Consider the following 26,328-nt stretch of genomic DNA (forward strand, 5'->3'; position numbering starts at 1 on the left):
TTCTCCTTATTTGTTCATTTCTTTATTTTTATAATAAATAAGAAAATCCATCCACTTACCATTCTCTAAAGAAAACGCCTCTCTCTCGCATTCAAAAGAAAAACCTGATCGTTCCGCAAGACGAACGGATGGCTCATTATCAACATGTATATGTAATTCAATTCTATGAAAATGAAGACTATTATAAAATAACGATAACGCAGCTTTCACGCTTTCTATGCCATATCCATTTTTCCAGTATTGATTATGTATGGAATACCCCATCATCGCCCATTGGTAATCCATTCGTAAAATTTTTATCAGCTCTAACTTTCCAATATTAGCTCCGTCTTCTTTACGAAAAATGCCTAATACATACATCTCATCTCTATGTGCTGCTTCATCAAAACCTCTTATCCATTCCGTGAACCATGCTTTTGTTGATGATACCAGAACTTGATAGCCATCGTCATATTTATACTGCGATGGCAGTCTCTTATTAAATTCACCTAACCAACTTTCGTAATCATCTTTTTGAAATGGACGGATAATGAGTCTATCCGTCTCTACTTCTAATAACGGTAGCTTCATTTAATTTCATCCCTCGAATTATTAATTGAATATTCTTTATTATCTTACACGAAATACAAAATCTAGTAAATTATTATGTTTTTGATACATAAAAACCCAGTCATGCTTTATACATAACTGGGTTCTCCATCGTTTCATAATTTTCTATTTCATAAGAACTACATCTCGTAATTCCCTCTTCAACACTTTTCCTAAAGCATTTTTCGGTAATTCTTCTATGAATACCACTTCTGGTATTTTGTAACTGGCTAATTTCTCCTTACAATACTGAGTAATACTTTCTTCTGTTAATGTTGTTTCGCCATCCTTCACAATGTAAGCTCTTGGAACTTCTCCCCAAAAGTCATCTGGAACGCCAACTACTGCAACTTCTAAAACACCATGTAGTTCATGAATAACATCTTCTACTTGATCTGGATATACATTGTCACCACCGCGTATGATAACATCTTTATATCTTCCCATAATATGTAGGAATCCGTCGTCATCTATCATGCCAGCATCACCCATGTTAAACCAATTATCTTTCACTACCTTCTTTGTCGCCTTTTCATTATTCCAATATCCTTTAAACATGTATGGACTTCTTACATGAATCTCTCCGACTTCATTTGTTGTTAGTTCATCACCTGTTTCTGGATGAACAATTTTCACCTCTACATGTTTCAGTGTTTTTCCTACAGAAGACATCTTTTCTTTTCCCATCATTGGATGCCATGAGGTTACAACCCAACCTTCTGTACTGCCATAGCCTTGCACCATATATATTCCTTTTTCCATATATTTTTGAATGAGTGTTTCTGGCACTTTTGTACCACCGCTTTGTGCTACTTTAAAGGTTGAAATGTTACGTTCTTTTTTATTTAGCTCATCAAGCATGTAACTATAAACAGCTGGGAACGCAAGCATCGTAGTAATTTTCTCTTCTTCAATCTTATCCCAAATAATAGCAGGATTCGAATCAGCTAAGAAAATCATCGTAACGCCATGATAAATACAATTTAAAATAGAAAGCACGCCACTCATATGGAACAATGGATGCACGGATAAAAAACGTTCACCTGCTGGGATTTCTCTTTGGCCCGCAATTTCAGCAAAATAATGATGCAAGTTTTTATGTCCAATTACACATGCTTTCGCCTGTCCAGTCGTTCCTGAAGTAAATAAGTAAATGGCATCGTCTTCTTCATGAACTTCTACGTTCGGTTCTGACGTTGGCTGTTTTTGCAACTCTAATTCAAATGAACCAAAGCCTTCTTTTGTCGTTTGAATTACATAAGGGATTTCTTTAACAGCATCAATCTTTAATAATACTTCACTAAATTCTTCATCAATAACTAATACTTTTAATTGCGCTTCTTTTACAATCGTTTCTAATTCATAAGCAGTAAGCTGATGATTTAGCGGAATACATACCGCTCCAATTTTTAAACTTGCCATCATAACGCTTGGAAACGGGTGATTATTTTTGCATAGTATTCCTATACGGTCTCCTCTTTGCACACCATTATGTAACAAATAATGTGCAAGCTGATTTACTCGTTCATTATACTGCTGAAACGAATACCTTTTCTCTCCACCTACAAGCGCTTCCAAATTTGGTGATTGCATTGCTCTTTTTTGTAATAATTTTTGCATCGTTCTCAAGTAAAACTCCCCTTTATATATGTTAGGTTTTTTATTTTACCAGATTAACTATTAATTTACTAAAGATTACACTTAGTGAATATAAGAAGAATATAAAATAGCCATTTACTTCACAAGTAAATGGCTATTTTTCATTATATATTAGAATACTTCTTGTTCATCACATATTGCACATATTCAGGTGCACTTTTATCAATCTCTTCATCACTTAGTTTATATTCTGCACCATATAAATAAAAGGAAGGTATAAATTCCATACCTGTATATAAGCATGTAGCTTGGAATGGTTTCGTCAACTCATCCATTGTAATCCCACTATTTTCATAGTCTTTTTCTAATCCACCTATAGAAATAGCTACACCAAATTCTTTTCCCTTCACTTTATCTCCTTGTGATCCGTATGCAAACCCATATGTTAATACATCATCGAACCATTTTTTCAATAAAGGTGGTGAGCTGTACCAGTAGAGAGGAAATTGAAATATATATCGGTCATGTTCTACTAACAGCTTTTGTTCCTCTTCCACATTAAACTCCCAATTCGGTGCCACTTTATACAATTCATGCACCGTAATTTCATCCGAATATTTCTCAAGTTCTTCAATCCATCTTTTATTAATTTTTGATTTTTCAATATCAGGATGTGCTACAATTACAAGTGTTTTCATCATTTTTCATCCCCTTTATAAATTATTCAACCCTTTACGTATTAGTATGAATGAGTCACATATAATTGAAAAGTACGTACTTTAAAGTGCTATAGGAACCTTAAAGTACCTGTGGAGGTGTTATATGAATCAAAATGAAGACTGCCCAATTGCAACGACACTCGATGTAATCGGCGGAAAATGGAAAGTTCATATTTTATGTGTGTTGATGGATGGAAAAATGCGAACAAACGAAATCCGACGAGAAATCCCAAACATTACGCAAAAAGTTCTGACTCAACAACTTCGCCAACTTGAAGCTGATAGGATTATCCATCGTACTGTATATCAAGAAGTACCACCAAAGGTTGAGTACACAATAAGCGAATACGGGAAATCTTTAATGCAAATTATGGATGAACTATGTGAATGGGGAAAAGATCATCAATTGAAAAGATTACATGACTAAAAAAACATTACCGTCTTTATTAAATCTTCTACATTCATATTAGTAGTTCAATATTTCTACTGAAATTTTATATTAGAGGGACTCCAACAACTCGTAATTTAGAACCCCAAATCTTTCAGAAATAAAAAACAATAACATTCATCTATAAATACTCTTTATAACAAAAGTATCTTATACTTTTCACCTTATATTTTGCTCGGACAATTTTTATTAATTGAACCGCATCCTAGTTGTTAGACATATAGTCAACAATTTGAGATGTGGTTTTATTAGTCGAATAACAGCTCTCATCAACTTTAATAATCATGACTGCAGACAAAATACTTTGCAAAGAGTTCCTGTACAAGGTGATTTTTCACATAGACTTACCAAATAGCATTTTTATAAAAAACTTCTCACATTTAAATTGGACAAGCATATTTTATTATATGAGGACTCCCTACTCATAGAAAACTACCTTTCTATTCTAAGAGCGCGCATATTTGTGTGCTCTTAAATTATTTACAATAAAATAAAGAGTTTATTAATTTTCTTAATTCACTATCGGAAAAGTACCCATAATAATATCTTTATATTTATCTATTTTTTTTTTTTGATTTTTATAAAACTATATTATTTTGGAGTTGGTTAATACGTTACAAAAAACTGACCGTGTAATCATTATGGTCCCTCCATTTTCACAAGTGTTTGTTACATTTTACTCCTCATCAGGAGCACTTCTTTCATCACAAGTCTTATCTAATACCTCTCCACACCCTGTATCAATGTATGCACTTAATGAAATTGAAAGCGAATTATTTGAAGTCGAGTTAAAACCACTACTACTTCATTAAAACTACGAATAGCGGAAAGACCTTTACAACTCCCATATGGAACTACAGCAGTAGCATTTTTAGCAAAAATAGCACAAGCAGAAGAAGCTGCAGAAACGATATATAGCTTTAACTACACACTTACTATGTAGACTTCTCCTAGGAACTTCATTTTAGTTTCCGAAGAAACTAAAATGAAGTATAATTATATATGTACAATAGATATCATTAATCTATTTACAATTTTTCACATTAGCTCTTAAACAATTAAATAAATGGAGGGCATGATATGGACAATTATTATGATGTAGCGGTAGTTGGTGGTGGTCCAGTTGGACTTATGGCAGCATGTGAATTAGCTATCCAAGGCGTAAAAGTTGTTGTTTTAGAGAGAAGATTAGACCGGGTACGAAATTCTAGAGCACTCACACTACACCCTCGTTCCTTAGAATTGATGGCTATGAGAGGTATTGCAGATAGATTTTTAGCTAGAGGACAGAAATTAAATACAAGTCATTTTGCTGCCTTAGATACAAGATTAAACTTTAAAAATTTAAATACTGATTTTCCGTATACACTTTTTATTCCCCAATCTATTACAGAAGAAATATTAGAAGAACATGCATTAGAATTAGGCGTAGTCATTAAACGCGGGCATACTCTGAAAGACTTAAAACAATATGAAACATTCGTACAACTAGAAATAGAACAAAGAGAAACAATATATAAAATAGAAGTTCCATATGTAATAGGAGCTGATGGAGCAAGAAGTATAGTTCGTGAATTATCAAATATACCGTTTAATGGAACAAACACAACAACTACCGCTATATTAGGTGATGTTATTTTAGAAGGTATACCAGATAATCCATTTTTATCTACTTCTAATATAAATGGGATATTAATGATGGTACCTATTACACCTGATGTATTTCGTTTTGCAATTATTGACCCTAAGAATCAGACAATACCTGTTCATGTTGCTGTTACAGAAAAAGAGTTTATAGATAGTATTTATAGTATTACAGGTAAACATCTTCAAATTAAGAGCACAATATGGCTTTCTCGTTTTGGCAATGCAACCAAACTAGCAAATACTTATCAACATAAGCGTGTATTCTTAGCTGGGGATGCAGCACATATTCATTTCCCTGCTGGAGGACAAGGTTTGAATGTAGGTCTACAAGATGCTTTTAATATAGGATGGAAATTAGGACTTGCAATAAAACAAAAAAAATATGAAAGCCTATTAGAAAGTTATCATATTGAAAGACATGCTGTGGGAAAACAATTTTTCAAGGAAGTACAAGCGCAAGAACAATTAATGATAAACTTTTCAAACGCAGGAATGGAATTGAGGGATTTATTTTCGTACCTACTTACATACCCCGAGATAAATCAAGATTTATCTGAAAGAGTAAGTGGCTTAGGGATAATGTATTCGTCGATGCACGATATAGAAAGGCATCCATTGATAGGAAAAAGATGTACAAACCTCACTATTTCTTCTCTAAATAAGAAAAGTTATAAACTCTTTGAATTAATGCAGGATGGTAAATTTATTTTATTAATACACCCTACTTATATAGATAAGATAAATAAAATAAATATTGATTCACACATAAAGGTGATAATAGGAGAAATACAAGATTCCAAGTTAAAAAATATAGATACCGTTTTGATTCGACCGGATGGTCACATAGCCACCATTGAGTATACCAAGATAGATAACTGCGAATAGTCCGGAAAAATAATCATCCATTGTATTAGTGATACAAAATAAGTTCACTTTTATAAAACGAAAAGAATCCTATTTATTTAGGACTCTTTTCGTTTTGCCCATCTCACTATTTATAAAAACATATCTACAAGGGAAGAAACACTATATTTACAGTTAACTATAAAATCCCGTTCCAAAGGACTACCCAAAACTCCTCACCTATATACTCCCATGATCAAAAATATTTGTCTCTATTTCATATAAAGTATGAAAAGCATCCATAAAGATAAAGCACCAAGGATAGCAAGCACTATACGAGTAGATAGTACTCTTACTTCAAAATCGGTTTTCTTGGATGGTTCAGGATATGCAATTACATAAATCCCTTTTAATAGTGCGAGCCATGCAATAAGTGTAATGAGTCCCTGCCAATTAAGTGTCCAAACATTATGTAAGATAACAGTACCTAACCCGAGGAAAATTGATAGAAAGCCATACATAATTCCAAATCCTCTGTCTTCTACCACTAATTTTTTCAGTTCACGTAGTATAGATGGTCGTACAAAAAGTATTCCTGAGATGATAACCGTTATCCACCCCCAAAAAAATCCTAAAAAAAGGCTTACCTCCATTGTTACTCCACTCCTTTCAATTACATTTATATTTCAGTTATTTTCCCTTTAGTATTAGATCTATAGATAAAAAACTAAAAATGTAACTTTGGAGTAAAGTCGTACTCTTTATAAAATATTTCATGTGTACATAAATAATCCTTCACCTTACTAATTTTTAATAAAATAAGCTAATTAAGAAGTATAACAAATTAATAACCACCCTACATACAACTTATGTTAGTAAGAAAATCACATGCACTTATACATATTACTTTTGTATAAAATCTTAAAAATTGTAGTCAAAGAATTACTTTTGCATCCTCTTCTTAATGTCTAGACAATCAGTATTTAAACTAAACATGCTAATATTGATTTTGTGCGATTGTCCGTTACCTCATAATAAATTTCTAATCCTTTCCGAGTACCTGTAACCATTTTAGCAGCTTTTAGTTTAGATAAATGTTGACTAATTGTACTTTGAGGCATTTGTAAATCCCCATACATTGTTGTTACATTAGTAGGGCCTTTTGCAAGCATTATTTTTACTAAAGATAGACGAACGGGATGCGCCAATACCTTTAACACCTCAGCAATTTCTTGAAACATTTCTTTTTTTTCTCTCATCTTATTTCTCCCCTTTTATATACATATTTATGTTATCCATATATATAATTCGAAGGTATATGCGTTTTTATGTCCGTCATTTTAAAAAAATATAAAAAAACTTTAATCCGAAACTAAAGGAGAATCTTAACATAATGTCTCACCACTACTCTATATTCAACTTACTAAAATCAATAAAAAAAGAGCAGATAGTTGAACTGCACCCCAATTGTTAGACACAGTCTAACAATTGGAGGTGCAGTTTTTCTATGGCTAAATTTACAGCTGATGAAAAAATACAAATCGTTCTACGTTATTTGAACGGAAATGAAAGTTATCGAGAAATGGGTAGATCGCTCGGTATAAGTGACACAATCATTTTGAATTGGGTAAACCAATATAAACAGAATGGTCTGGAAGCTTTTCTAAAACGATGTACAAATTACACACAACAATTTAAACTAGACGTACTAAACTTTATGATTGAAAACGGTATGTCCTTATTTGAGACGGCAGCTATCTTTAATATTCCTGCCCCTTCAACGATTTCTGTTTGGAAAAAACAGCTCGAAACACAAGGAATTGATGCCCTTCAATCTAAGAAAAAGGGGCGTCCATCCATGAAAAAAGATTCAAATAAACAATTAAAACAACATTTAGCTGAAGGGTCAGTCGAAGCACTTGAAGCACGCATTAAACAGCTTGAGATGGAAAATGAGTACTTAAAAAAGTTAAATGCCTTAGTTCAAAACAAGGAAAAATCACAAAACAAGACAAAGCGCAAGTAGTCTATGAATTAAGGCATAAATATTCGGTGAAGGCACTCGTGGAGCTAGCTACTATTCCTCGAAGCACGTATTATGATTTAGTAAAGAAAATGAATCGTCCAGATGTAGATGCCGATTTGAAAGCTGAGATTAAAGCGATTTATGAGGAAAATGAAGGTCGTTATGGTTACCGTCGCATTCGTGATGAATTAACGAATCGTGGCCAGAAAGTGAACCACAAGAAGGTTCAGCGCATTATGAAAGAGCTTGGGTTAAAGTGTGTTGTGCGTATGAAGAAATATAAATCCTATAAAGGAAAAGTCGGTAGAATTGCACCTAATATTTTAGAGCGTAATTTTCATACAGATGCACCGAATCAAAAGTGGGTAACAGACATCACAGAGTTTAAATTGTTTGGAGAAAAACTGTATGTATCACCTGTATTAGATTTGTATAATGGTGAAATTATTACCTATACAATTGGTTCTAGACCGACGTATTCGCTTGTTTCAGACATGTTAGAGAAAGCATTGGAACGTTTACCTGAAACGCACCAGCTACTGATGCATTCGGATCAAGGATGGCATTATCAAATGAGACAATACGTCCGTACACTAGAATCAAGAGCTATCGTCCAGAGTATGTCTCGAAAAGGCAACTGTTACGACAACGCAGTAATAGAAAATTTCTTTGGGATTATGAAATCGGAGTTCCTCTACATAAAAGAATTTGAAAATGTAGAGCACTTTAAAATAGAATTAGAAAAATATATAGATTATTATAATACGAAACGGATTAAGGCAAAATTAAAAATGAGCCCGGTACAATACCGGACTCACTTTTATCAAGCTGCCTAATCAAATAACCGTGTCTAACTTTTAGGGGTCACTTCAAGTCTGCTCTCTTATGATGCCTCCTTATGTTCCGTGGAATGTTTAACACTCCCCATTCTCTTTAGTTTATTCCATCCTACCGCTACTCCTCGAAGCGATGAACATATAGATTTAATGACAACATAAGTCATAAATTGACGATAAATAAAGCGTTGTAAAATTAACCACACTAACGGTTTAGGGTTCTCTTCCTCTAATTTAAATGCAAACAGAGATGCGAGCAGATCTAATAAAAAGAATACAAAATAAAATCCTAAAACTTTTAGCGGATCGCTACCAAATAGCCCCATGATCATTAATATATCCGCTAAAGGAGCAATGAATTGCAGAACATATTGGAATAACCACATGTTAGGCAATGCAATAAACCCTAATGTTTTATGTTTTGAATTACACAAAGCTTTTCGATGTTTCCAAAGACATTGGAGCGTACCATATGACCAACGATACCGCTGTTTAATAAGACTTTTCACATCTTCAGGTGATTCCGTAAAAGCATACGCTTTTTCTTCATATACAATTCTATGCCCTTGACGTAAAAATGTAATAGTAAGATCCGTATCTTCTGCTAATGTATCTTCGCTTAAATATCCAGATTCAACTACATTCTTCTTGCGCCACGCCCCAATAGCCCCTGGAACAACTGTAATACAATTTAACTCATCAAAAGCTCTACGTTCTAAATTAAACCCTGTAATATACTCAACATGTTGCCAAGTAGTTAACAAATTTCGTCTATTCCCCACTTTAACATTACCTGAAACTGCTGCTACATTCTGATCTTCAAAGTGTCTAATCATTAGAGAAATGGCGTCTTGCGCAATAATAGTGTCCGCATCTAAAGTAACAATGATTTCTCCTCGCGATTGTTGAAACGCTAGGTTCATTGCCGATGATTTCCCGCCGTTTTCTTTCTGAATGAAACGAACTTTAGAGTGTTTATAAAATGTTTCTTTCATTACTTTTGACGTATCATCTGTCGATCCGTCATCCACAACAATAACTTCAAATTCTCTATAATTACTATCCAAAATTGAGCGAATCGTCTTAGCTATCACCTTTTCTTCATTATATGCCGCTATGACAACACTAACAAAAGGTTGATATGACGAATTAATATAGCGAGATAGCGTTTTTCTTTTCTGCTTCCATGCAAAATAAATTAAGAATAAGAATCGAAAAATCCCTAATCCAATAGCAACATAAAAAATAGTTGTTAATATATGTTTAAAGTATCCTGCCCCTGAAAAGACAGCTTTATTGTAAAGTAAATATTGCTTCCCCTCTGAAGAAACAGGAGGCATAATTTCCTCTCGTTCTTTATTCATTAAATCCGAGATTGTTACAAAACTATATCCATGCTTTCTTAGGTCTTTAATAATGATTGGGAGCGCCTCTACTGTATGGGTACGATTCCCTCCCGCATCATGAAGAAGAATAATATTTCCCTCTCCCTTATAAACGGGATTAAGAGCACGCTTTACTAATTCATTTGTTGATGGTGTTGCCCAGTCTTCGGGATCCACTTTTTCTGCTACCATTGTATAGTTCATATTTTGCGCCCGTAAAATAGGCACTATTTCATTTGAGGAATCCGGGTTAGCATCCGCTTCGTATGGTGGCCTAAACAAAACTGTAGAATGCCCAGTTATTTCCTGGATCAGACGTTGCGTCGTATTAAGTTCTACTTTTGTTCGTAGTAAAGACGTATCAGCTACGTTAGGATGCTTGAAAGTATGATTGCCAATTTCATGCCCTTCATCGTATATTCTTTTTACAATACTAGGATTTAGTTGTGCGTTTTCACCAAGGACAAAAAAAGCAGCTTTTATTTTATTCTCTTTTAATATATTTAAAATTTCTGGCGTATATTTCGGGTCTGGTCCATCATCAAATGTTAATACTACTTGTTTCCCTTTCGGTTTTCCATATCGTTGCACTTCGTATGCAGATGGTAAGGATTGATATACTTCATCTGTAAGATAACCATCTTTGCCTACTTTAAAATCTCTCAATCCATTTTTTCTTTCATTCTCAATCTGTAAAATTTCACCTTGTCCAGAATAATTTACTTCATCTAAACTATTGATTTTATGTAATACATTAGGATTTTTTTGTGCCTCAATAGGATTTTTTAAAACTTTCCATATTGTAGGATCTTCTGCTCCCAATCTCCATAACGCAACCCCCTTTGCATTGTTGTCCATTGCGATTTTCACTTGATTATAGAGAGTAACACCGTCTAAGAACCATGCAGTATGTTCTTTCTCTCCTGTTTTATATCTAAAATAAGGATTTCCACTCATGTTATCCCATTGAATTTTCATATTTGAATCATGAGCCATTGCCATAACTTCTGAGAAAGTTAAAGACTTCGCAGCTTCTTTACTATTCACTTCCCAATCATATCCATAGTTACCGAAAGCAACTATAAGCTTATTAGACGGAATATTCAGTTCTTTTAATGTATGTTGGAACCATTTATTTGAAGCAATTGGTCCTGGTTCCCCGGCTCCATAGTGCTCATCGTACATCATTACAATCATTCGATCTATTATTTTTGCTAACGCACTATAATCAAAAGCCTTATCATTAGCTGGAACATCTTGTGTAACGAGCAAATCATGTTCATGAAATTCCGTAGTAAGTTCTTTCATAAAATTTGTTAAGTTTTCTCTATCACTTTCAGGTACGGCCTCAAAGTCAATATTAATACCTGAAAACTGATTCTTTTTAACTTGGCTTACTAAATCATTAATAAATTTCGTCTTCACATCATTCGGCGAATTCAGTAACTTATGGATAAGCTCACTATCAGGGCCAGAAGCTTTTTCTGTATAGTTAGTAAGTAACGGCATAATTTTCACATGATTTTTTTTTGCTAGTTTTACAATCTCAGGTTTTATCTCACTTCTAATCGTTAAATCTTCTTTTAAATGATACCATTCTGGTACTAACGTGGTTAATGAATCGATATTTTCTTTTAAAGAAGCGGTACTATTTTCATCCCAGTTTACATAAAAACCATACACTTCTTTAGGTTGTTTACTATCGTTTGTCGAATTCACCAAATTTTTATTATCCTTCATTTCGGTATTTGGCTTGAATTCTTCGTTCTTTAACTGCTCCTCACTAAGTTTTTGATTAATTGGTACAAGTTTCGTATCTTGTTTTACAGTAGGATTCATGTTTGGAATTTCTGGTGTTGAAAAAATACTTTGAAAGAAAAAATAAAATACAACACCTACACTAACTATTGAAATACATAGAAACCAAATAAAGGCTATGTTTCTCCTTCCTTTCGGATCATAAAAAACAGGTTTTTCTTTATCTTTCTCTTGTTGAATGTTTTTCTCCATTATATTTTTCACATACTCCTTCTTAATAGAACTATAGAATAATAAAGTGCAACTTTAATCAGCCCTCACCAATTGGGCATTTACAAGCAGCCCAACCCCCACCTAAATTCTTTGCCCAAGCCAAATTTTGAGATGGGAGTTTTACTGCCCACAATAGCGAGAGAAATCCTTTTAGCTTTGAAATGAATCTCTCACTTCCATATTCTATTGATTCTTCTTTTCATTCCCTTGCTGGTGGCCTCTATTTTCTTGTTGAGACCCCCTACCATTGTTCCCTTGCTCGTTTCCATCATTTTCTTTCTGGGGTCCTCTTCCATTGTTTCCTTGCTGATTCCCATTATTTCCTTGTTGAGATCCTCTTCCGTTGTTCCCTTGCTGATTTCCATTATCCCCTTGTTGAGATCCTCTTCCGTTGTTCCCTTGCTGATTCCCATTATTTCCTTGTTGGGATCCTCTTCCGTTGTTCCCTTGCTGATTCCCATTATTTCCTTGTTGAGATCCTCTTCCGTTGTTACCTTGCTGATTCCCATTATTTCCTTGTTGAGATCCTCTTCCATTGTTCCCTTGTCGGTCCCCATTATTTCCCTGTTGAGATTCTCTACTGTTATTCTCCTGTTGATTCCCTCTATTTTCTTGCTGGGATCCTCTTCCATTGTTTTCTTTTATTTGCTTCGATGGCTGTTCTTCTGTTTTCTTTTGTTCTTTATGCTCTGGCTTCTCATATTTTTTTTCTTGTACGGGAGACAAATCCGGTGATGCATCAGGAGATGACTCCGGCTGCAATTGTATCTCTTCTTCGTTTTCCACCGGATTAGACGGCGTGGCAGGAGGCGTAAGCGATTTGTTCTTCTCACTCTCTTGCTTTATATAGACACCTGTGCCAATTCCAGCTTTTCTAGCATTCTCTCGTACTTGCATTGTGCTACTTTGATATTCAACTGTAATATGTTTTAGCTCATATTCTTTCTTTAATTCTTTCATCGCCTTTTCCAACTGTGGTTCTAGTGCCTTGTCCTTTGCAACAGCTGTTAGCATAACTTGCTTATCATTCGTTAAATACTTATCCTCTTGACTTTGCTTTATAATCCTACGTATTACTTCTTGCAATTGTTTATTTTCCCATTGCTTCAATTCTTTTAAAATACGCCTTCCATCATCATTACAAGCCTGCAAATCTATAACACGAAAATCCTTTGTTACGCTCACCTCTAAACTTGGATTTATATCAACTGAGACGTAAGCAAATACTTTTTCTTCTGGTTGGTTGTAGAAAAACAGCACTGCAAATAGAAAACAAGCAACAAGTATTGATGCAGGTTTTAAAAAGGAAGGGATCGAAAAATGCGATGCTTTTTGTTCTTGCTCATCAAATAAGATTTCCTCCCCGATTATGCAAGAATCCCCTTTTCTTTTACACGTAATAAACTCTCCATTTGGTGTTAAAACAACTACGCTATGCTTTTTTATATCCATCACAATTCCTTTATTCATCATGCTTTTCCCCTCTTATGTAATCCAGAATATATGTATAGTTGTTTGCAAAAATAATACACATTGCAATAATGTATTTTCTATGTCGTTCCAACGTTTTACGACTTACCCTAACACGTGGTTCTATATGTTTAAGCGGTAACTTTTTCTTTCGGAACAGCTCTTCCATCATTTCCTCTTCTTTTATAATAATTTTTACAATTTCTATTAAGTGCTCACGTGTATCACGATGCTTAGGAGATTCTTTAGCAAGCTCTGAGAATGTGATTTTAAACTCAGCTAGCACACTTTGAAAATGAAGAATTTCCTCCTTACGGTTACTATTTTCCATCTCTTTCATATACTCCGTAAGCGATACTTGCATTTCTAACATTTCCTCTTGCTCATCTTCTTTTAAAAAGACAAAGTTATGTTTAGACTCCTTACGTATATAGTCAATTACATCTCTTTTTATAAGAAGATCAGCAAACGCTAAAAAGGATTTTCCTTTTGTATATGAATACTGTTCAATTGCTTCGTTAAACGCAAACAATCCAATGCTATATTCATCATCCTGTTCTGTAATATATCGGCGGCAGACAGATGAGATTGATTTTCTAATAAAAGGCTGATACTGTACGATAAACGCTTCTTTGTCTTCTTCGTTGTTTTGTATGTTACATACGATATCTTCTATTTTCGGTTTTCTTAAGATCTTCATTACTAAACTCAACACTTGTAATCTCCCAGCCTCCTTCAAATAGCAAAATGGCCACTACACAAGTGACCATTTAACCAGATTTTCTTGGTACTTTTCTTCGGTCTTGTCTTCTTGCTGTTAGTTATATTTTTCGATTCTAACTTTTCCTAACGTTTTCTTAATGATTTTCCTTTTCTCTCGGCACAAAAGTTAAGTTTTAATTTTTATCTACTTTCTTATTTTCTACCGTTCGTTTTGCTTATTCTTTTTCTATTTTATCTGCAATCCTTGAATAACTCTTCTCTATATCATTGGTAATTTCATCCTTTTATTTCGGATGCCCACTTAATCTAGTAAATTTATTAATGCTTCTATATTCTTTCATAGTCATTTTTCTTCTATTTATTTTCTTCACTATACATATTCGGAGGAATACATAGTTTTATGGGGGTCAAAAAATATTTTTTTAAAAAATACATATTTATTTCAAAAATAAAAACCATCAATTTGAAAAAGGATAATCAAATTGATGGTTTTCTTATAATATCTATTAAATTGGATTCTCATTTTGTACATTTTATCATGATTGAGGAGAGAAAAGATTAATATAAACCGATGCAGCTAAGTCATATTGTCGAATCGAATGTAGTGTAATCACATATTTCTCATTCTCTTAAGTAAGGACTAAAAATAACCTATCCATAGAGCTACTAAAACCACTACGAATAAAGCAAAGCAACATGTAATATTTCGAATCCACTTTTGTATATCATCAAAATACTTTTCTATAAATGCAGTGTAAATAGAAAGCATAAGAAGTAGCACAATGAAAGTAAAGGATCCCAATTTATCGTTAAATCTTTCATTAGTAAATGTACTTACATGAAGGAATAGAAAAACAAACGTTACTATGAATAGCTCAAATAGCCTTTTTTATTCTCCCCACCACCACCTTACAGTAATTCCCTTTTATTCCATTTTATCAGAACATACTGTGTAGCAGTATATGAATATTATATTCATTTCAAAAAGGCCAACAATACAAGATCATTAGCCTCTACTTTCCATATTCGCACCTTTTATCACTTTACTTCCTAACAACCGGAATCCACATTTCACCAAATACTAGGCCATTTCTCTGTCCCATCTCAACCGTTGTATTCGGTCCACCAACATAGGCAAAATCCTTTGCTTCTGGTAAAGCTTGACCGAAGGCGATGCCAGTAAGCTTATTACTTAGCTCTTTAGCCGTTTTGTCTTCCCCTTTCACTACTAAGTATTCTCCCCTCGGAAACTGAATCACTCTAGATTCTTCTTCTATTTGTGCTTCTGTCATGACACCCCCATAATACATCATTTTGTTATTCACCGCTTCGCTCACGGAAAAAATGTATTCATTTGTAGCTAAAGCTTTTAAAGTGTCCAGCCTTCCATCTTCTTTAACAGCCGACCAAAAGTCTTCCTTTTCTTTATTTATCCCAGCAAAGTCTGTATAGTCACTCTTAATTTCAGTTCCAATACCTAACACAATAAAGCTATCTTTTTCTTCAATCGTATAATTTTTCATATTCAAAACCTTCCTTCTTTTAAAATGATTCAAATGATTTATCTTTTCATCTGATACGTTTATAATACCTTTAAACCATGTCAAAAAATGATACTGTTTAGGAGACCAAAATGAAAAAAGTTGAACGGATTAATACAATTATGCGGTATATCAACAACCGCTCCCACTTTACAATATCTGAAATTATACAAGAATTTAACATATCACGGTCGACAGCTATTAGAGACATTAGAGAAATTGAAGCTATGGGAATGCCACTTGTCGCTGAAGTTGGGAGGACCGGGGGATATTTTGTTATGCACAACTCTATCCTGCCCGTTGTTCGCTTTACTGATAATGAAGTGAAAGCTCTTTTTATTGCCTTTATGGCTACGAGGAATCAACAACTTCCCTACCTAAAGAGTCGTCAATCTTTAGCCGAAAAACTACTAGGACTCATCTCAGAAACCCAGCAAGATGATCTCGTTCTTTTAAATCAACTCTTGCTTTTCCAAGGGACTAATCCTTATAATCCCGATCTACTTGAGCTTTCTGATCTCCCCCATCCTATGTTAGAAAAACTCATTCAAATCCTTCTTTTAGATAACCATTTATTGATTACTATCAAAGAAGATGAAGAAATCAAGTCTTATCCAATTTATCTATTGCACCTTTATCAAGAAAAAAGCCATTGGATCATTGAAGGGTTTGACTTAAAAGAAGAAAAGAAGATGATGTTTCCTGTCGATGATCTCATTAATATCGAACCATACACGACGAACAAAAGGCTAAATAAGAAAAATATTTTAGAAAAACTAAGTAAGAAGGACGAAGCAATTAACCTTGTATTTGAACTTGGTCCGACAGCAATTGCCCAGTTCAAAAAATACCATCCTTTAAAAATTTCAATATCTTATACTAATCCTTACCAATCCACAGCCATTTTAAAAACTTTTATCAATGTTAACAATCCCGATGAAGTGATGGAAATAATAAATTGGCTGCTTTTTCTAGGGAAGGATATTAAAATCAAAGAAATACCCGATGAAGTATTAGCAGATTTACAAAAACGAGTGTGCTTATACATTCCATAAGCAGTGAGCCTCAAATATTAAGCTTTATCACTGGATAATTATCCTATTTTTAAATACCATTTCATTTACTACAATGAGAGCATGATAAATAATAAAAGCACGGAAAATCTCCCGTGCTTTTCTAAATATATATTATTCCTGAAGGTTTCGTTTATCTCGTTTCTTACCCTAACTGACGTTTAAATGCTTTACTGGCGAAAAAGTAAGAGATGACCATTATACCTACGCACCAAGCGAGTGCAATCCAAATATCGTTACCCACAGTTCCTTCATATAAAAGAGCACGAATCGCATTCACGATTGAAGTTACAGGCTGATTCTCTGCAAACGCACGAACAATTTTTGGCATCGTTTCGGTAGGCACAAAGGCCGAACTAATAAATGGAAGAAAAACTAGCGGGTACGAGTAAGCAGTCGCCCCTTCCATAGACTTCGCTTTCAATCCTGGAATGATAGCTAGCCATGTTAGCGCCAGCGTAAACATCCCAAGTATTCCAGCTACCGCGAGCCACTCTAGAATATTAGCACTGGAACGGAAACCCATTAATAATGCAACAAGAATAACCACCACGATAGTAAGTACATTAGCAACAAAAGAGGTTAAAACGTGAGCCCACAATATCGATGAGCGCTTAATAGGCATCGTAATGAAACGTGCCATCAGCCCACTCTTTACATCCGTAAATAGTCGCACGGAAGTGTAAGCTACACCGGATGCGATAGCCATTAGCAAAATTCCCGGCAATAAATAATTAACGTAGTTATCCGTTCCTGTCTTTATAGCCCCGCCAAATACGTAAACAAATAATAGCATCATCATAATCGGTGTAATTGCTACCGTAATAATTGTATCCGGACTACGCATAATATTGCGCATTAAGCGCCCTAGTAATACCCCTGTTTTGCTTTTCATTTACATCTCCTCCTTTTTACCGATAATCGCAAGGAAAATTTCTTCCAACGTCGGCTGCTTCTCGATATACTCTACTTTTGCTGGCGGGAACATCTCTTTCAGTTCAGTAAGAGTACCTGTCGTAATAATTTTTCCGCCATGCAAAATAGCGATACGGTCCGCCAGTTGTTCCGCTTCCTCCAAGTACTGAGTAGTGAGCAAGATCGTTGTGCCGCTGCCGGCAAGTTCCTTGACGGTATCCCACACTTCGATCCGCGCTTCCGGATCAAGTCCAGTCGTTGGTTCGTCAAGAAAAATAACTGCTGGCGCCCCAATCAAACTCATTGCGATATCAAGTCGGCGCTTCATCCCGCCTGAATACTGGTCTGCCCTCTGGTTGGCCGCATCAGTCAGGCTAAATCTTGCAAGTAGATTATCAGCAACTTGTGCGGGATTGGAAACACCACGTAACTTAGCGATCATTATCAAGTTTTCCCTTCCAGTAAGCATGCCGTCTAAAGCTGCGAACTGTCCTGTCATACTGATGCTTTGACGAACATGATCTGGTTGTCGCTGGACGTCAAAACCGCAAATACTCACTTCACCATCATCTTGTTTCATTAACGTCGAAAGGATATTGACCGTTGTCGTCTTTCCCGCTCCATTTGAGCCTAGCAGCGCAAAAATTTCGCCACGCTGCACCTCAAAATCCACTCCCTCTAAGACTTCTTTATCTTTAAAAGATTTTTTTAACCCTTTTATAGAAATTGCTGCATTGCTCATACTTTTTCCCCCTTATAAAATTAGATTACATACACCCTCTATTTAGTATCACTGATAATCTGTATTACTTAGTACTGGTTTAAAAATATAACTGAATAGCGATGGCGGCAATTCACATTTGTAACCAGCTAATCAGTCGGTATTACTAATTGCATTTATTTTTTTCTCAATTTCTTCATAATACTTTCATTCAAATCTTCACGATACTTGGAGACATACGTTTTAGCGTTTGCCACTAGTTCGTCAGCAAAGGAAGCCACGTCATCCCCAGTAATGTCAAGCACTTGTCTTCCTTCCGCTGCACCCGCTTCGAACAAATCGATTAATTCATACTGTATGTGTAACATATCCATCCCGTTACCCGCTGAGAAATTCCACATGTAGTTTTGAATTTTCTTAAATACAAATTGGTAGTCCTCTGGCAGAGCCTCAACTCGTGCCATCATCATTTTGTACTCTTTTTTATCACCAATTAACTTTTTGAACATTTCTAACATCTTATTTTCCTCCTTTTTTATAAAGCCGAACAAGAAATTCTCAAAGTATCGGCCAGAACATTTTATCTTATGAACCTATTTTGACTTCAAGACGTTAATTTTTGACGATACAAAATCCCATTTTTCCCAAAACAATTCAAGCTCCTGGCGGCCTTCTTCATTTAATGAATAAAACTTACGAGGAGGCCCCATATCTGATGGTTTCTTTTCAATATTCACAAGCTTTTTCTTCTCTAATCGTACGAGGATAGTATACACCGTACCTTCTACAACTTCGGTAAACCCAAGATCATTCAGGTGGCGGGTAATCTCATAGCCATACGTTTCACGGCGACTAATGATTTCCAGTACACACCCTTCCAGTGAACCTTTCAGCATTTCAGTTAAATTTTCCATGTCCTGATCCTCCTTTACCCCCTATTCTGTCTGGCTTATATTCAGTACTACAGAGTACTAAGGCGAATTTTTACTGAATAGCTTTTGAGTAAAACTACACTATTCAGTATTACTTATTACAACTACATTGTATGACTAAGTAGTTGTGGATGTCAACTTTATTTTCAAAAAAATTAAAAATCCGCTTTACCCTAACCGGATACAGTCTCCTTTTTTTGTTGTAAGGGCCGTCAAACTAGTAAAACAGCGCTGATTCAAAGTGTAATTTAAATCAGCTCTGCTTTATTGTTTTCATACCGATATATCATGTTTTTTCACGATACAAATTGTTTCTCACTACCATTCCCATTGCATATAAAGCATAAAGGCAAGTGCGGTCAGAGAAAATTCCCAGAGATTATCCGTACATGATACGAGCCCCTAAAATACAATTCTGTTAGAAATTTGTTCTCTATATTCTCTTTTATTTTATTTCTGATAGTTGATTCACAACACTATCTAAAAATTTTTCTACCTTTTCTTTTGATGTATCCGGCACATGATAACCAATCGTAAATGTAAGTCTTCCATTATAAGAGCTTACTCCCATTGAAAAGAATGGTGCATACATAATAGGCGATGCCATATACCCGTCCTCAGCTTGAATTTGACCAAACTGAATAGGTTCCTCAGCGATCACTCCCAAATTTGTCAGTAATGGCAACGCCATCCCCATCTGTACAGCCTCTTCATATTGCTGATTATACATTTCCTTCACTGTAGATAGCTTCATTTCTGCCAGTAGCTCCATTCCTGCTGCTGAAGAAAGACCTGGATTTTGAGACTTTATTTTATCCATTGATTGTTTAACTCGAACAAGAGTCTGCTTAAATGTTTCATCGTCTTCCATTTTAATCACTGGCATTTCCATACCGGATAAGTTGCAAATAGCACCAGTTGTATTATTAGGCAGATATCGACGTAAATCAATTGTCAAGCCAATCATTTTTTCTGCAGTGCGAGGTTCTGCATACACAGTGAAATGTGATAAAGCTCGGAAGTATGCAGTCATGATTACATCATTCAAGGTAGCCTGTTGTGCTTTTGTCCATTGGGTTAAACGTAGAGTTTGCTCATGGCTCAATCGCCGTACGGACATTTGGGGAAATTTATTTTTGTTAGGTTGAGATGGAAAAGACCATAACGATGCCTGTTGTTCTTGGTTAGGACGATACGCACTTTTTATGTCCGATATTCCAGCGTATTTGAATACATGTGATTGATCTCGACAACTCTCATTTCCCTCATCAAATTCCTTTATAATTTGCTTCTTAGACCGTCCCAATGAAAGGTGCGTATATATTGTTCCAAGCAATTTAATATATTCCTTGACTCCTGCACCATCTGAACATAGATGAGATAATTTCACAACTAACATATCTGTTGTAGTGCCCCGTAATAATTTCGTTTGAACCATAGGCCCCTGTATACGATCACCAGGTTCTTTAATAAAATCTATTGCCATTATTTCAAGTTCTTGATTATTTCCTTCTGCAAAAAAGCAAATAGATGAGTTAGTGTCAGATGAATGTTCCTCCCAGTAAGGAATATCATTTTCTACAAACCGGCTGTTCAAAACTGGTTGCAATTGCAACGTTATCCTTACTGATTCTTCAAGTATTTCCTTGGATATACCTACAGGAAAATAAAGAACTGCATTAATTTGTTGATCTGCAGAATAAAGACCTAATACATAATTCATTCGATCTTGTGGTGTTACTGAATACTTTCTTTTCTCCATAATTCCGTCCCCCTTTAAGACTTTTTGTATAACCCTATTTTCCATATGCTTGTAATTTTTCTAGTCATTTTTCTTCAAGAGCTAATAACGCTTATTTTTCGAATTTTTAACGAAATCATCTTCTCCGTATTGGTTTCATTCTTTTTGCAGGTGATATATCCATTATTTTATTGTTATTAACACTGCCTAACCTCCCAATGAAAACCAAACAAAAATAAATTAAGTTTACATATACATAAATATTTTATTATAACGTCTATAAATTATCAATACAGCAAATAAATCATTTTTATGTCTGTCAATAAAAAACAATATATTCAAGGGCTACTTCATAATAAAAGATTGATGTGCATGTATATGTACCCATATCACTATCAAAATAAGAATGAGAATTTTTTCAACAAAAATAAGCTGCAGATATTGATTTTACAGTAAAAAAAGCCCCTCCATTTTGAAAATGAGTAGGGCTATTTCCAATTTGAATTTTATAAAAGAATGATTATCATAAATAATATTTTACTTTTTAGTCTACCTTATTATTTTTAATCCATTTTCCTAATAAATGAATGGATTTTATTCATATAATTTGAGGTGGTATCGTTGGTTTTTAAAAATAGAAAGCTTATTTTCAAATCAAATGAAAAAGAGGTGAAATTATAGATATTCATGTAAAAATTTCGTTTTGGGGATACTTAAAATCTTAAGGTGATGGGTATGTGGTGTTACACTTTAAAAGCTTTATAAAATTATAAAATTTATAGATATAGCAAATTTTCTTTATTAATAATCATTTGTATGTATGTACGTTTACTCACACACATACAAATGATTTATAAAGCCACAATTAAGTGAAAACATCTTTTCCGTTACGATAACATCATAGCCATATCTTCTGCTGCATTTGTAATTAGTTTTAAACCAAATGTTTCTTGTAATACATCAAGCACGCCAGCTGAAATAAATTCAGGAGCCTTTGGACCGATGCGAATATCTTGAATCCCAAGACTAAATAGCCCTAGTAAAATGGCAACCGCTTTTTGTTCAAACCATGATAGGACAATACTTACTGGCAATTCATTCACTTCACATTGAAAAGCATCAGCTAAAGCAGCCGCTATTTTCACTGTAGAAATTGAATTATTGCACTGTCCTAAATCAATGTAACGCGGAATTTCCGTACCAGGTACAACACCGTAATCCACATCATTAAAGCGGAATTTCCCGCAAGAAGTTGTTAAAATAACCGTTTCTGGCGGAAGTGACGTTGCTAATTCACGATAATATTCTCCGCCTTTTCCCGGTGCATCACAACCGGCGATAACAAAGAAACGCTTTATTTTCCCTTTTTTTACTGCGTCAATAATTTCTGGAGCTAATGATAATACTGTATTATGATGAAACCCTGTCACTAACTGTTCATCCGACTCCATATGTACTTCTGGAAGTTCTAGCGTTTTTTGAATTAACGTTGTAAAATCATCATTTTCAATTTTTTGTACACCTTCTAAACCTGCAATGTCATATGAAAAGAATCGATCAGAGTACGAGCCTTTAATTGGCATAACACAGTTCGTTGTAGCTAATATGGCACCAGTAAATTTTTCAAAAATGCGTCTTTGATCATACCATGCCTTACCGATGTTTCCTTTTAAATGTTTATATTTTTTCAGCTGCGGGTATCCGTGTGCTGGTAGCATTTCAGAATGCGTATAAATATTAATGTCTTTTCCTTCTGTTTGCTTTAATAGTTCTTCTAATGCAAATAAATTATGGCCCGTAACTACAATTGCTTTACCTTCTACACGATTTTGTGTAATTTGTACAGGTTCTGGCACACCAAAATGATTCGTATGTGCCTCATCCAATAACTCCATCACCCGTAAAGCTGATTTCCCAACTTTCATAGCCATATCAATATGCTCTTGTTCGTTAAAATTAGAATTTGTTAATGTCATATATAAAGCTTCTTGTGTTGTAGCATCTACAAATGCATCCGTATACCCTAGCTGAGCAGCATGTGTGCGATAAGCTGCAATTCCTTTTAGCCCAAACACAATCGTATCTTGTAAACTCGCAATCGTTTCATTCTTACCACAAACACCCATCACTTTACATCCGCCTGTTGGCGTTTGTTCACATTGATAACAAAACATATCATCCCACCCTCTCCCAATCATTTATTACACCTTAAGCATAATACCCATTGAAAAAAAGTGATGTGATATCAATCACAATAATATATAAAGATTTGTGACAGTTCATATTGTTGACATAATATTTTTATTGACACTAAAAAATGTACATTAGTGTGCACACATCTTTCGATACTTTTAAATAGCTAAATAATTAATTTGGAGAAATATATACAACGAAAATTTTTTGAACCCTTATACAAATAGTTGCAATTCATCACATATGAAAATAGACATACAAAAACGCCATCCTTTTCTATCATTCAATAGAAAGAATAGCGTATTTTTTATTTTAAGGAACTATCATTTTTTATTAAAGCCTTTATTGTAAAGCTTTTTATTTACAATACATTTACACTATCTTAACATTACTTACATTATTTATATGATATATTTATATAGAAACTACTTAAGAAATTTCATATACATTTTATCTTTATGATCTCTTATCTAATCAATAAAAAGATCATGTTATATTTTTATAACAGGGGTGAATTAGAATGACTGAAACTTTAAAAACACTTATAATGCTTGATGCTACTTACGTTGTTATAGCAATTATGACAGTTCTAGTATTTGTATACTTGGAATTAAAATCTCAGTAATACATGCTGGCGTAATCGACAGATTCAGCATTTAAATATAGTTAGAAGAAAGAGAGGAGAAAATTATTTCTCCTCTCTTTTGTATTTCTACAATTTCTTATTTTAATAAATCCAATGTATGTAAAAGTAATCCTCTGTCTCCTACTTCTCCATGACCAGGTACTACCGAATCTATATTTCCATATCGCTTCAGCACATTCTCAATCGATGTAGACCATTCATTTACGTATGCATCTGCAACATTTCCTAAATCTTTTGCTTCCGCAGATTTCACTAAACAGCCTCCAGCTAAAATTTTATATTGTGGCAACCAAACAACAATATTATCTTCTGTACGTCCTTTCCCTGGATGGAACGTTTCTACTTTTGTATTGCCAAACTTCAAACTCGTAATTGTTTGTAAATCTCCAAGCGGCTCTTCATATCCATTTTTCTTTGCTAATTCTGCAGTTAATGCTGTACTATGCGCTTTAATACCTCTTTCTTTCAACGTTTTTATTCCGCCAATTCGATCAGCGTGCGCATGTGTAATAATGAAATCCGTTACGCGCTTCTGAAATTTCTTTTCTACCATTTCTATTAGTTCCTTCGTTAATTTGTCATCCCAATCTGAAACTCCACAATATTCATACTTAATCTCCCCTCATTACAAATACTCCATTTTTCTATTACATTTAAAATCAAAATTGTATTTTGTTAAATTATAACATTCAGACTATAATTTATTTATAGCCCATTAACGGAGGTGTTTGCAATGACTCTCTTCGCTTCACCATCATTATTCATAGTAGCAATCATTTCATTTGCACTAGCTTATTTCATCGGAGTAAAACAATACACTTGCCTCTTATCAGGATTCAACGAACGCCGCGTGCTTGATAAAGTGACACTATCAAAAATAGTAGGTCTTTATAATTTAATTGCTGGTGTCATTGCGACAATCGGTAGTGTCTTCACTACTCCTAATGCCAAAATCTTATTTCCTATCATTATAATTGGACACGTTATAATCGCGGCTTATGTAAATACACGCATGGTGCAGTGAAAAAGATCACCCAAATGGGTGATCTTTTTTATAATTTATCAACATATTGCTTCGCTTCTAGTAAGGAAAAACCAAAAGCTTCTCTTACTCTCTTAACTGCTGTAATTTTTTTGCCTTCTTCTACAAGCTGGCGTAGTTCTTTATTAATTTCAGGTTCTCTTTCTACAATTCCCAATTCTTTCGTAATTAATTGTAATCTATCTTCAATTCTCTTTAAACGCGCATCATTTTTCTTTTCAATTGTAGTTAATTTTTCAGCGATATAAATGAATCCAAAGGCTACTATCGGTATAACCATCCAGAATTCCATGAATGTTCCCCCTTACTAACTTTCATTTGTTTTATTTCACTGACTTATCAGCTTTAGTCATTGAAATCATTCATTCCTTACAAGGAAAGGGCAAACTAAAACTTTCTCAAAAATTAGTACTAGACATGATTTCTCCTCAAGGTTGCTCAAAATGGACTGGATTAGGTGTTTTTCTAGATGATTCTAATGAAGAATTACAGATTTATTCACTCGGATGGGGCGTCGGATTTCAATGTATGATGGTTTGTTATCCATACTGCGGGAATGGCGCTGTTATTATGACCAATTCCGATTTAGGTGTTCATCAAATGGAAGGGATCATTGGTGAGGTTGTAAAAACGTTATCCTTATAATGAAAATAAAGAAGCTGTTCCTTCCAGCTTCTTTATCTATATAACATTTTTCGCAACAATTTTTATATGTTCTGGTGCGATAATCTCCGTTATACTTTCCTGGAAATCTTCATGTAACATTTCTTCCAAATGTTCTAACTGCACTTCAACATGAGTGCATTCTAAATTATGTATATTTAATAGTGCATAATGATCTTTTTTCTTAATTACTAAATATTGATTTTCCTCTGTCACAAGTACAGAACCTAATCGGACTCCTAGTAAGCGTTGATCATCAAACTTCATAATTACTTCTCCTTCCCTTATATAAACGAAACTACAATGAAAATAATTACATTTATGGAAAAACACACTTATTTAGACTATATCATAATTTACTAAAATATAAATATCATTTTTCCTTTTAATAAAGTGAAACTTTAATCAGTGGAGGCCTTACTGTCCGTTAATGTGGGATGAAAATCCCTATTTTTTCATATATTTCGATACAAAAAACTTTCTCAACATGAAATTTGAATTTTCAGTTTTTAATTCTGTGAAAATCTATTATAATAAAGTTAATAA

General features: G+C 34.3%; 23 protein-coding genes and 2 pseudogenes. 6 read left to right on the plus strand and 19 right to left on the minus strand.

The features are described from left to right. Window positions 1-6: 6 nt before the first annotated feature. From NZ044_RS16685 to NZ044_RS16695, 3 genes are all read right to left on the minus strand, one after another. Window positions 7-570, minus strand: coding sequence for a GNAT family N-acetyltransferase (locus tag NZ044_RS16685; RefSeq protein ID WP_098506628.1), 564 nt, complete (start codon window positions 568-570; stop codon window positions 7-9). Between the two features lie 144 nt (window positions 571-714). Further along, window positions 715-2,217: a class I adenylate-forming enzyme family protein gene (locus tag NZ044_RS16690; protein WP_118961656.1), complete on the minus strand. Its 1,503-nt coding sequence runs from the start codon at window positions 2,215-2,217 to the stop codon at window positions 715-717. 134 nt (window positions 2,218-2,351) lie between these two features. Further along, on the minus strand, window positions 2,352-2,885 hold the full coding sequence (locus NZ044_RS16695; RefSeq protein WP_002082441.1) for an NAD(P)H-dependent oxidoreductase: 534 nt from the start codon (window positions 2,883-2,885) through the stop codon (window positions 2,352-2,354). Between the two features lie 124 nt (window positions 2,886-3,009). On the opposite strand from NZ044_RS16695, the gene NZ044_RS16700 reads away from it, so the two are divergent. Further along, a complete protein-coding gene (locus NZ044_RS16700; protein WP_098506627.1) occupies window positions 3,010-3,333 on the plus strand; it encodes a winged helix-turn-helix transcriptional regulator in 324 nt (107 codons plus the stop codon). Between the two features lie 1,101 nt (window positions 3,334-4,434). Then, complete coding sequence (locus NZ044_RS16705; RefSeq protein ID WP_000371167.1) at window positions 4,435-5,886, plus strand: FAD-dependent oxidoreductase; 1,452 nt, start codon at window positions 4,435-4,437, stop codon at window positions 5,884-5,886. 230 nt (window positions 5,887-6,116) lie between these two features. Here the strand turns inward: NZ044_RS16705 and NZ044_RS16710 are convergent, their stop codons facing one another. Both NZ044_RS16710 and NZ044_RS16715 read right to left on the minus strand, forming a co-directional pair. Beyond that, a complete protein-coding gene (locus tag NZ044_RS16710) occupies window positions 6,117-6,497 on the minus strand; it encodes a hypothetical protein (RefSeq protein ID WP_000453955.1) in 381 nt (126 codons plus the stop codon). A gap of 330 nt (window positions 6,498-6,827) precedes the next feature. After that, window positions 6,828-7,103, minus strand: a complete 276-nt coding sequence (locus NZ044_RS16715) for an ArsR/SmtB family transcription factor (protein WP_001208312.1) — start codon at window positions 7,101-7,103, stop codon at window positions 6,828-6,830. 248 nt (window positions 7,104-7,351) lie between these two features. Here NZ044_RS16715 and NZ044_RS16720 point away from each other — a divergent pair. After that, window positions 7,352-8,706, plus strand: a protein-coding gene (locus tag NZ044_RS16720; protein WP_085959122.1) for an IS3 family transposase whose coding sequence is annotated in 2 segments (ribosomal slippage) — window positions 7,352-7,805 and window positions 7,805-8,706 — 1,356 coding nt in all. Because the reading frame shifts where the segments join, the coding sequence is not laid out codon by codon here. Between the two features lie 47 nt (window positions 8,707-8,753). On the opposite strand, the gene NZ044_RS16725 is transcribed toward NZ044_RS16720, so the two are convergent. The 5 genes from NZ044_RS16725 to NZ044_RS16745 all read right to left on the minus strand — a co-directional run bounded on the left by NZ044_RS16725 (window position 8,754) and on the right by NZ044_RS16745 (window position 15,838). After that, the gene (locus NZ044_RS16725; protein ID WP_000414294.1) at window positions 8,754-12,101 is read right to left on the minus strand and encodes a glycosyltransferase; all 3,348 of its coding nucleotides are present in this window, start codon (window positions 12,099-12,101) and stop codon (window positions 8,754-8,756) included. A 204-nt stretch (window positions 12,102-12,305) separates the two neighbouring features. After that, a complete protein-coding gene (locus NZ044_RS16730) occupies window positions 12,306-13,595 on the minus strand; it encodes an anti-sigma-I factor RsgI family protein (protein WP_000981215.1) in 1,290 nt (429 codons plus the stop codon). Then, window positions 13,585-14,307 (minus strand): RNA polymerase sigma factor SigI, encoded by a 723-nt coding sequence (gene sigI, locus NZ044_RS16735; protein ID WP_002082432.1) that lies wholly within the window; start codon window positions 14,305-14,307, stop codon window positions 13,585-13,587. Before sigI ends, NZ044_RS16730 begins: the two co-directional genes overlap by 11 nt. A gap of 648 nt (window positions 14,308-14,955) precedes the next feature. After that, a complete protein-coding gene (locus NZ044_RS16740; protein WP_082180115.1) occupies window positions 14,956-15,183 on the minus strand; it encodes a DUF3963 domain-containing protein in 228 nt (75 codons plus the stop codon). Window positions 15,184-15,358: 175 nt separating this feature from the next. Beyond that, window positions 15,359-15,838 carry a GyrI-like domain-containing protein gene (locus tag NZ044_RS16745; RefSeq protein WP_086403308.1) on the minus strand — a complete coding sequence of 160 codons (480 nt, stop codon included), beginning with the start codon at window positions 15,836-15,838 and terminating at the stop codon, window positions 15,359-15,361. 110 nt (window positions 15,839-15,948) lie between these two features. On the opposite strand from NZ044_RS16745, the gene NZ044_RS16750 reads away from it, so the two are divergent. Then, window positions 15,949-16,911: a helix-turn-helix transcriptional regulator gene (locus NZ044_RS16750; protein WP_098506626.1), complete on the plus strand. Its 963-nt coding sequence runs from the start codon at window positions 15,949-15,951 to the stop codon at window positions 16,909-16,911. Window positions 16,912-17,074: 163 nt separating this feature from the next. Here the strand turns inward: NZ044_RS16750 and NZ044_RS16755 are convergent, their stop codons facing one another. From NZ044_RS16755 to bla, 7 genes and pseudogenes are all read right to left on the minus strand, one after another. Continuing rightward, the gene (locus NZ044_RS16755; protein ID WP_000837798.1) at window positions 17,075-17,824 is read right to left on the minus strand and encodes an ABC transporter permease; all 750 of its coding nucleotides are present in this window, start codon (window positions 17,822-17,824) and stop codon (window positions 17,075-17,077) included. Next, window positions 17,825-18,586 carry an ABC transporter ATP-binding protein gene (locus tag NZ044_RS16760; protein ID WP_098506625.1) on the minus strand — a complete coding sequence of 254 codons (762 nt, stop codon included), beginning with the start codon at window positions 18,584-18,586 and terminating at the stop codon, window positions 17,825-17,827. A gap of 155 nt (window positions 18,587-18,741) precedes the next feature. Further along, a complete protein-coding gene (locus tag NZ044_RS16765) occupies window positions 18,742-19,083 on the minus strand; it encodes a DUF1048 domain-containing protein (protein WP_000891986.1) in 342 nt (113 codons plus the stop codon). A 75-nt stretch (window positions 19,084-19,158) separates the two neighbouring features. Continuing rightward, the gene (locus NZ044_RS16770) at window positions 19,159-19,479 is read right to left on the minus strand and encodes a PadR family transcriptional regulator (protein WP_000429487.1); all 321 of its coding nucleotides are present in this window, start codon (window positions 19,477-19,479) and stop codon (window positions 19,159-19,161) included. A gap of 463 nt (window positions 19,480-19,942) precedes the next feature. Then, entirely contained in the window at window positions 19,943-21,259 is a 1,317-nt protein-coding gene (locus tag NZ044_RS16775) for a condensation domain-containing protein (protein ID WP_098506624.1), read from the minus strand. An 866-nt stretch (window positions 21,260-22,125) separates the two neighbouring features. Continuing rightward, window positions 22,126-23,412, minus strand: coding sequence for a hydroxylamine reductase (gene hcp, locus NZ044_RS16780; RefSeq protein ID WP_340949872.1), 1,287 nt, complete (start codon window positions 23,410-23,412; stop codon window positions 22,126-22,128). Between the two features lie 741 nt (window positions 23,413-24,153). Further along, window positions 24,154-24,669, minus strand: a pseudogene (gene bla / locus NZ044_RS16785) (subclass B1 metallo-beta-lactamase); the annotation flags it as partial. Between the two features lie 141 nt (window positions 24,670-24,810). Between bla and NZ044_RS16790 the strand changes: the two are divergent. Then, window positions 24,811-25,101, plus strand: a complete 291-nt coding sequence (locus tag NZ044_RS16790; protein WP_000171767.1) for a DUF3784 domain-containing protein — start codon at window positions 24,811-24,813, stop codon at window positions 25,099-25,101. A 28-nt stretch (window positions 25,102-25,129) separates the two neighbouring features. On the opposite strand, the gene NZ044_RS16795 is transcribed toward NZ044_RS16790, so the two are convergent. Next, window positions 25,130-25,411 carry a hypothetical protein gene (locus tag NZ044_RS16795; protein ID WP_000397727.1) on the minus strand — a complete coding sequence of 94 codons (282 nt, stop codon included), beginning with the start codon at window positions 25,409-25,411 and terminating at the stop codon, window positions 25,130-25,132. A gap of 38 nt (window positions 25,412-25,449) precedes the next feature. On the opposite strand from NZ044_RS16795, the pseudogene NZ044_RS16800 reads away from it, so the two are divergent. Then, window positions 25,450-25,764 (plus strand): annotated as a pseudogene (locus NZ044_RS16800) (serine hydrolase domain-containing protein); the annotation flags it as partial. Window positions 25,765-25,800: 36 nt separating this feature from the next. On the opposite strand, the gene NZ044_RS16805 reads toward NZ044_RS16800, so the two are convergent. Next, window positions 25,801-26,049, minus strand: a complete 249-nt coding sequence (locus tag NZ044_RS16805) for a hypothetical protein (protein WP_000666947.1) — start codon at window positions 26,047-26,049, stop codon at window positions 25,801-25,803. Window positions 26,050-26,328: the final 279 nt, after the last annotated feature.

It is taken from the genome of Bacillus sp. FSL K6-1338, assembly GCF_038006965.1.
Classification (GTDB): Bacteria; Bacillota; Bacilli; order Bacillales; family Bacillaceae_G; genus Bacillus_A; species Bacillus_A thuringiensis_S.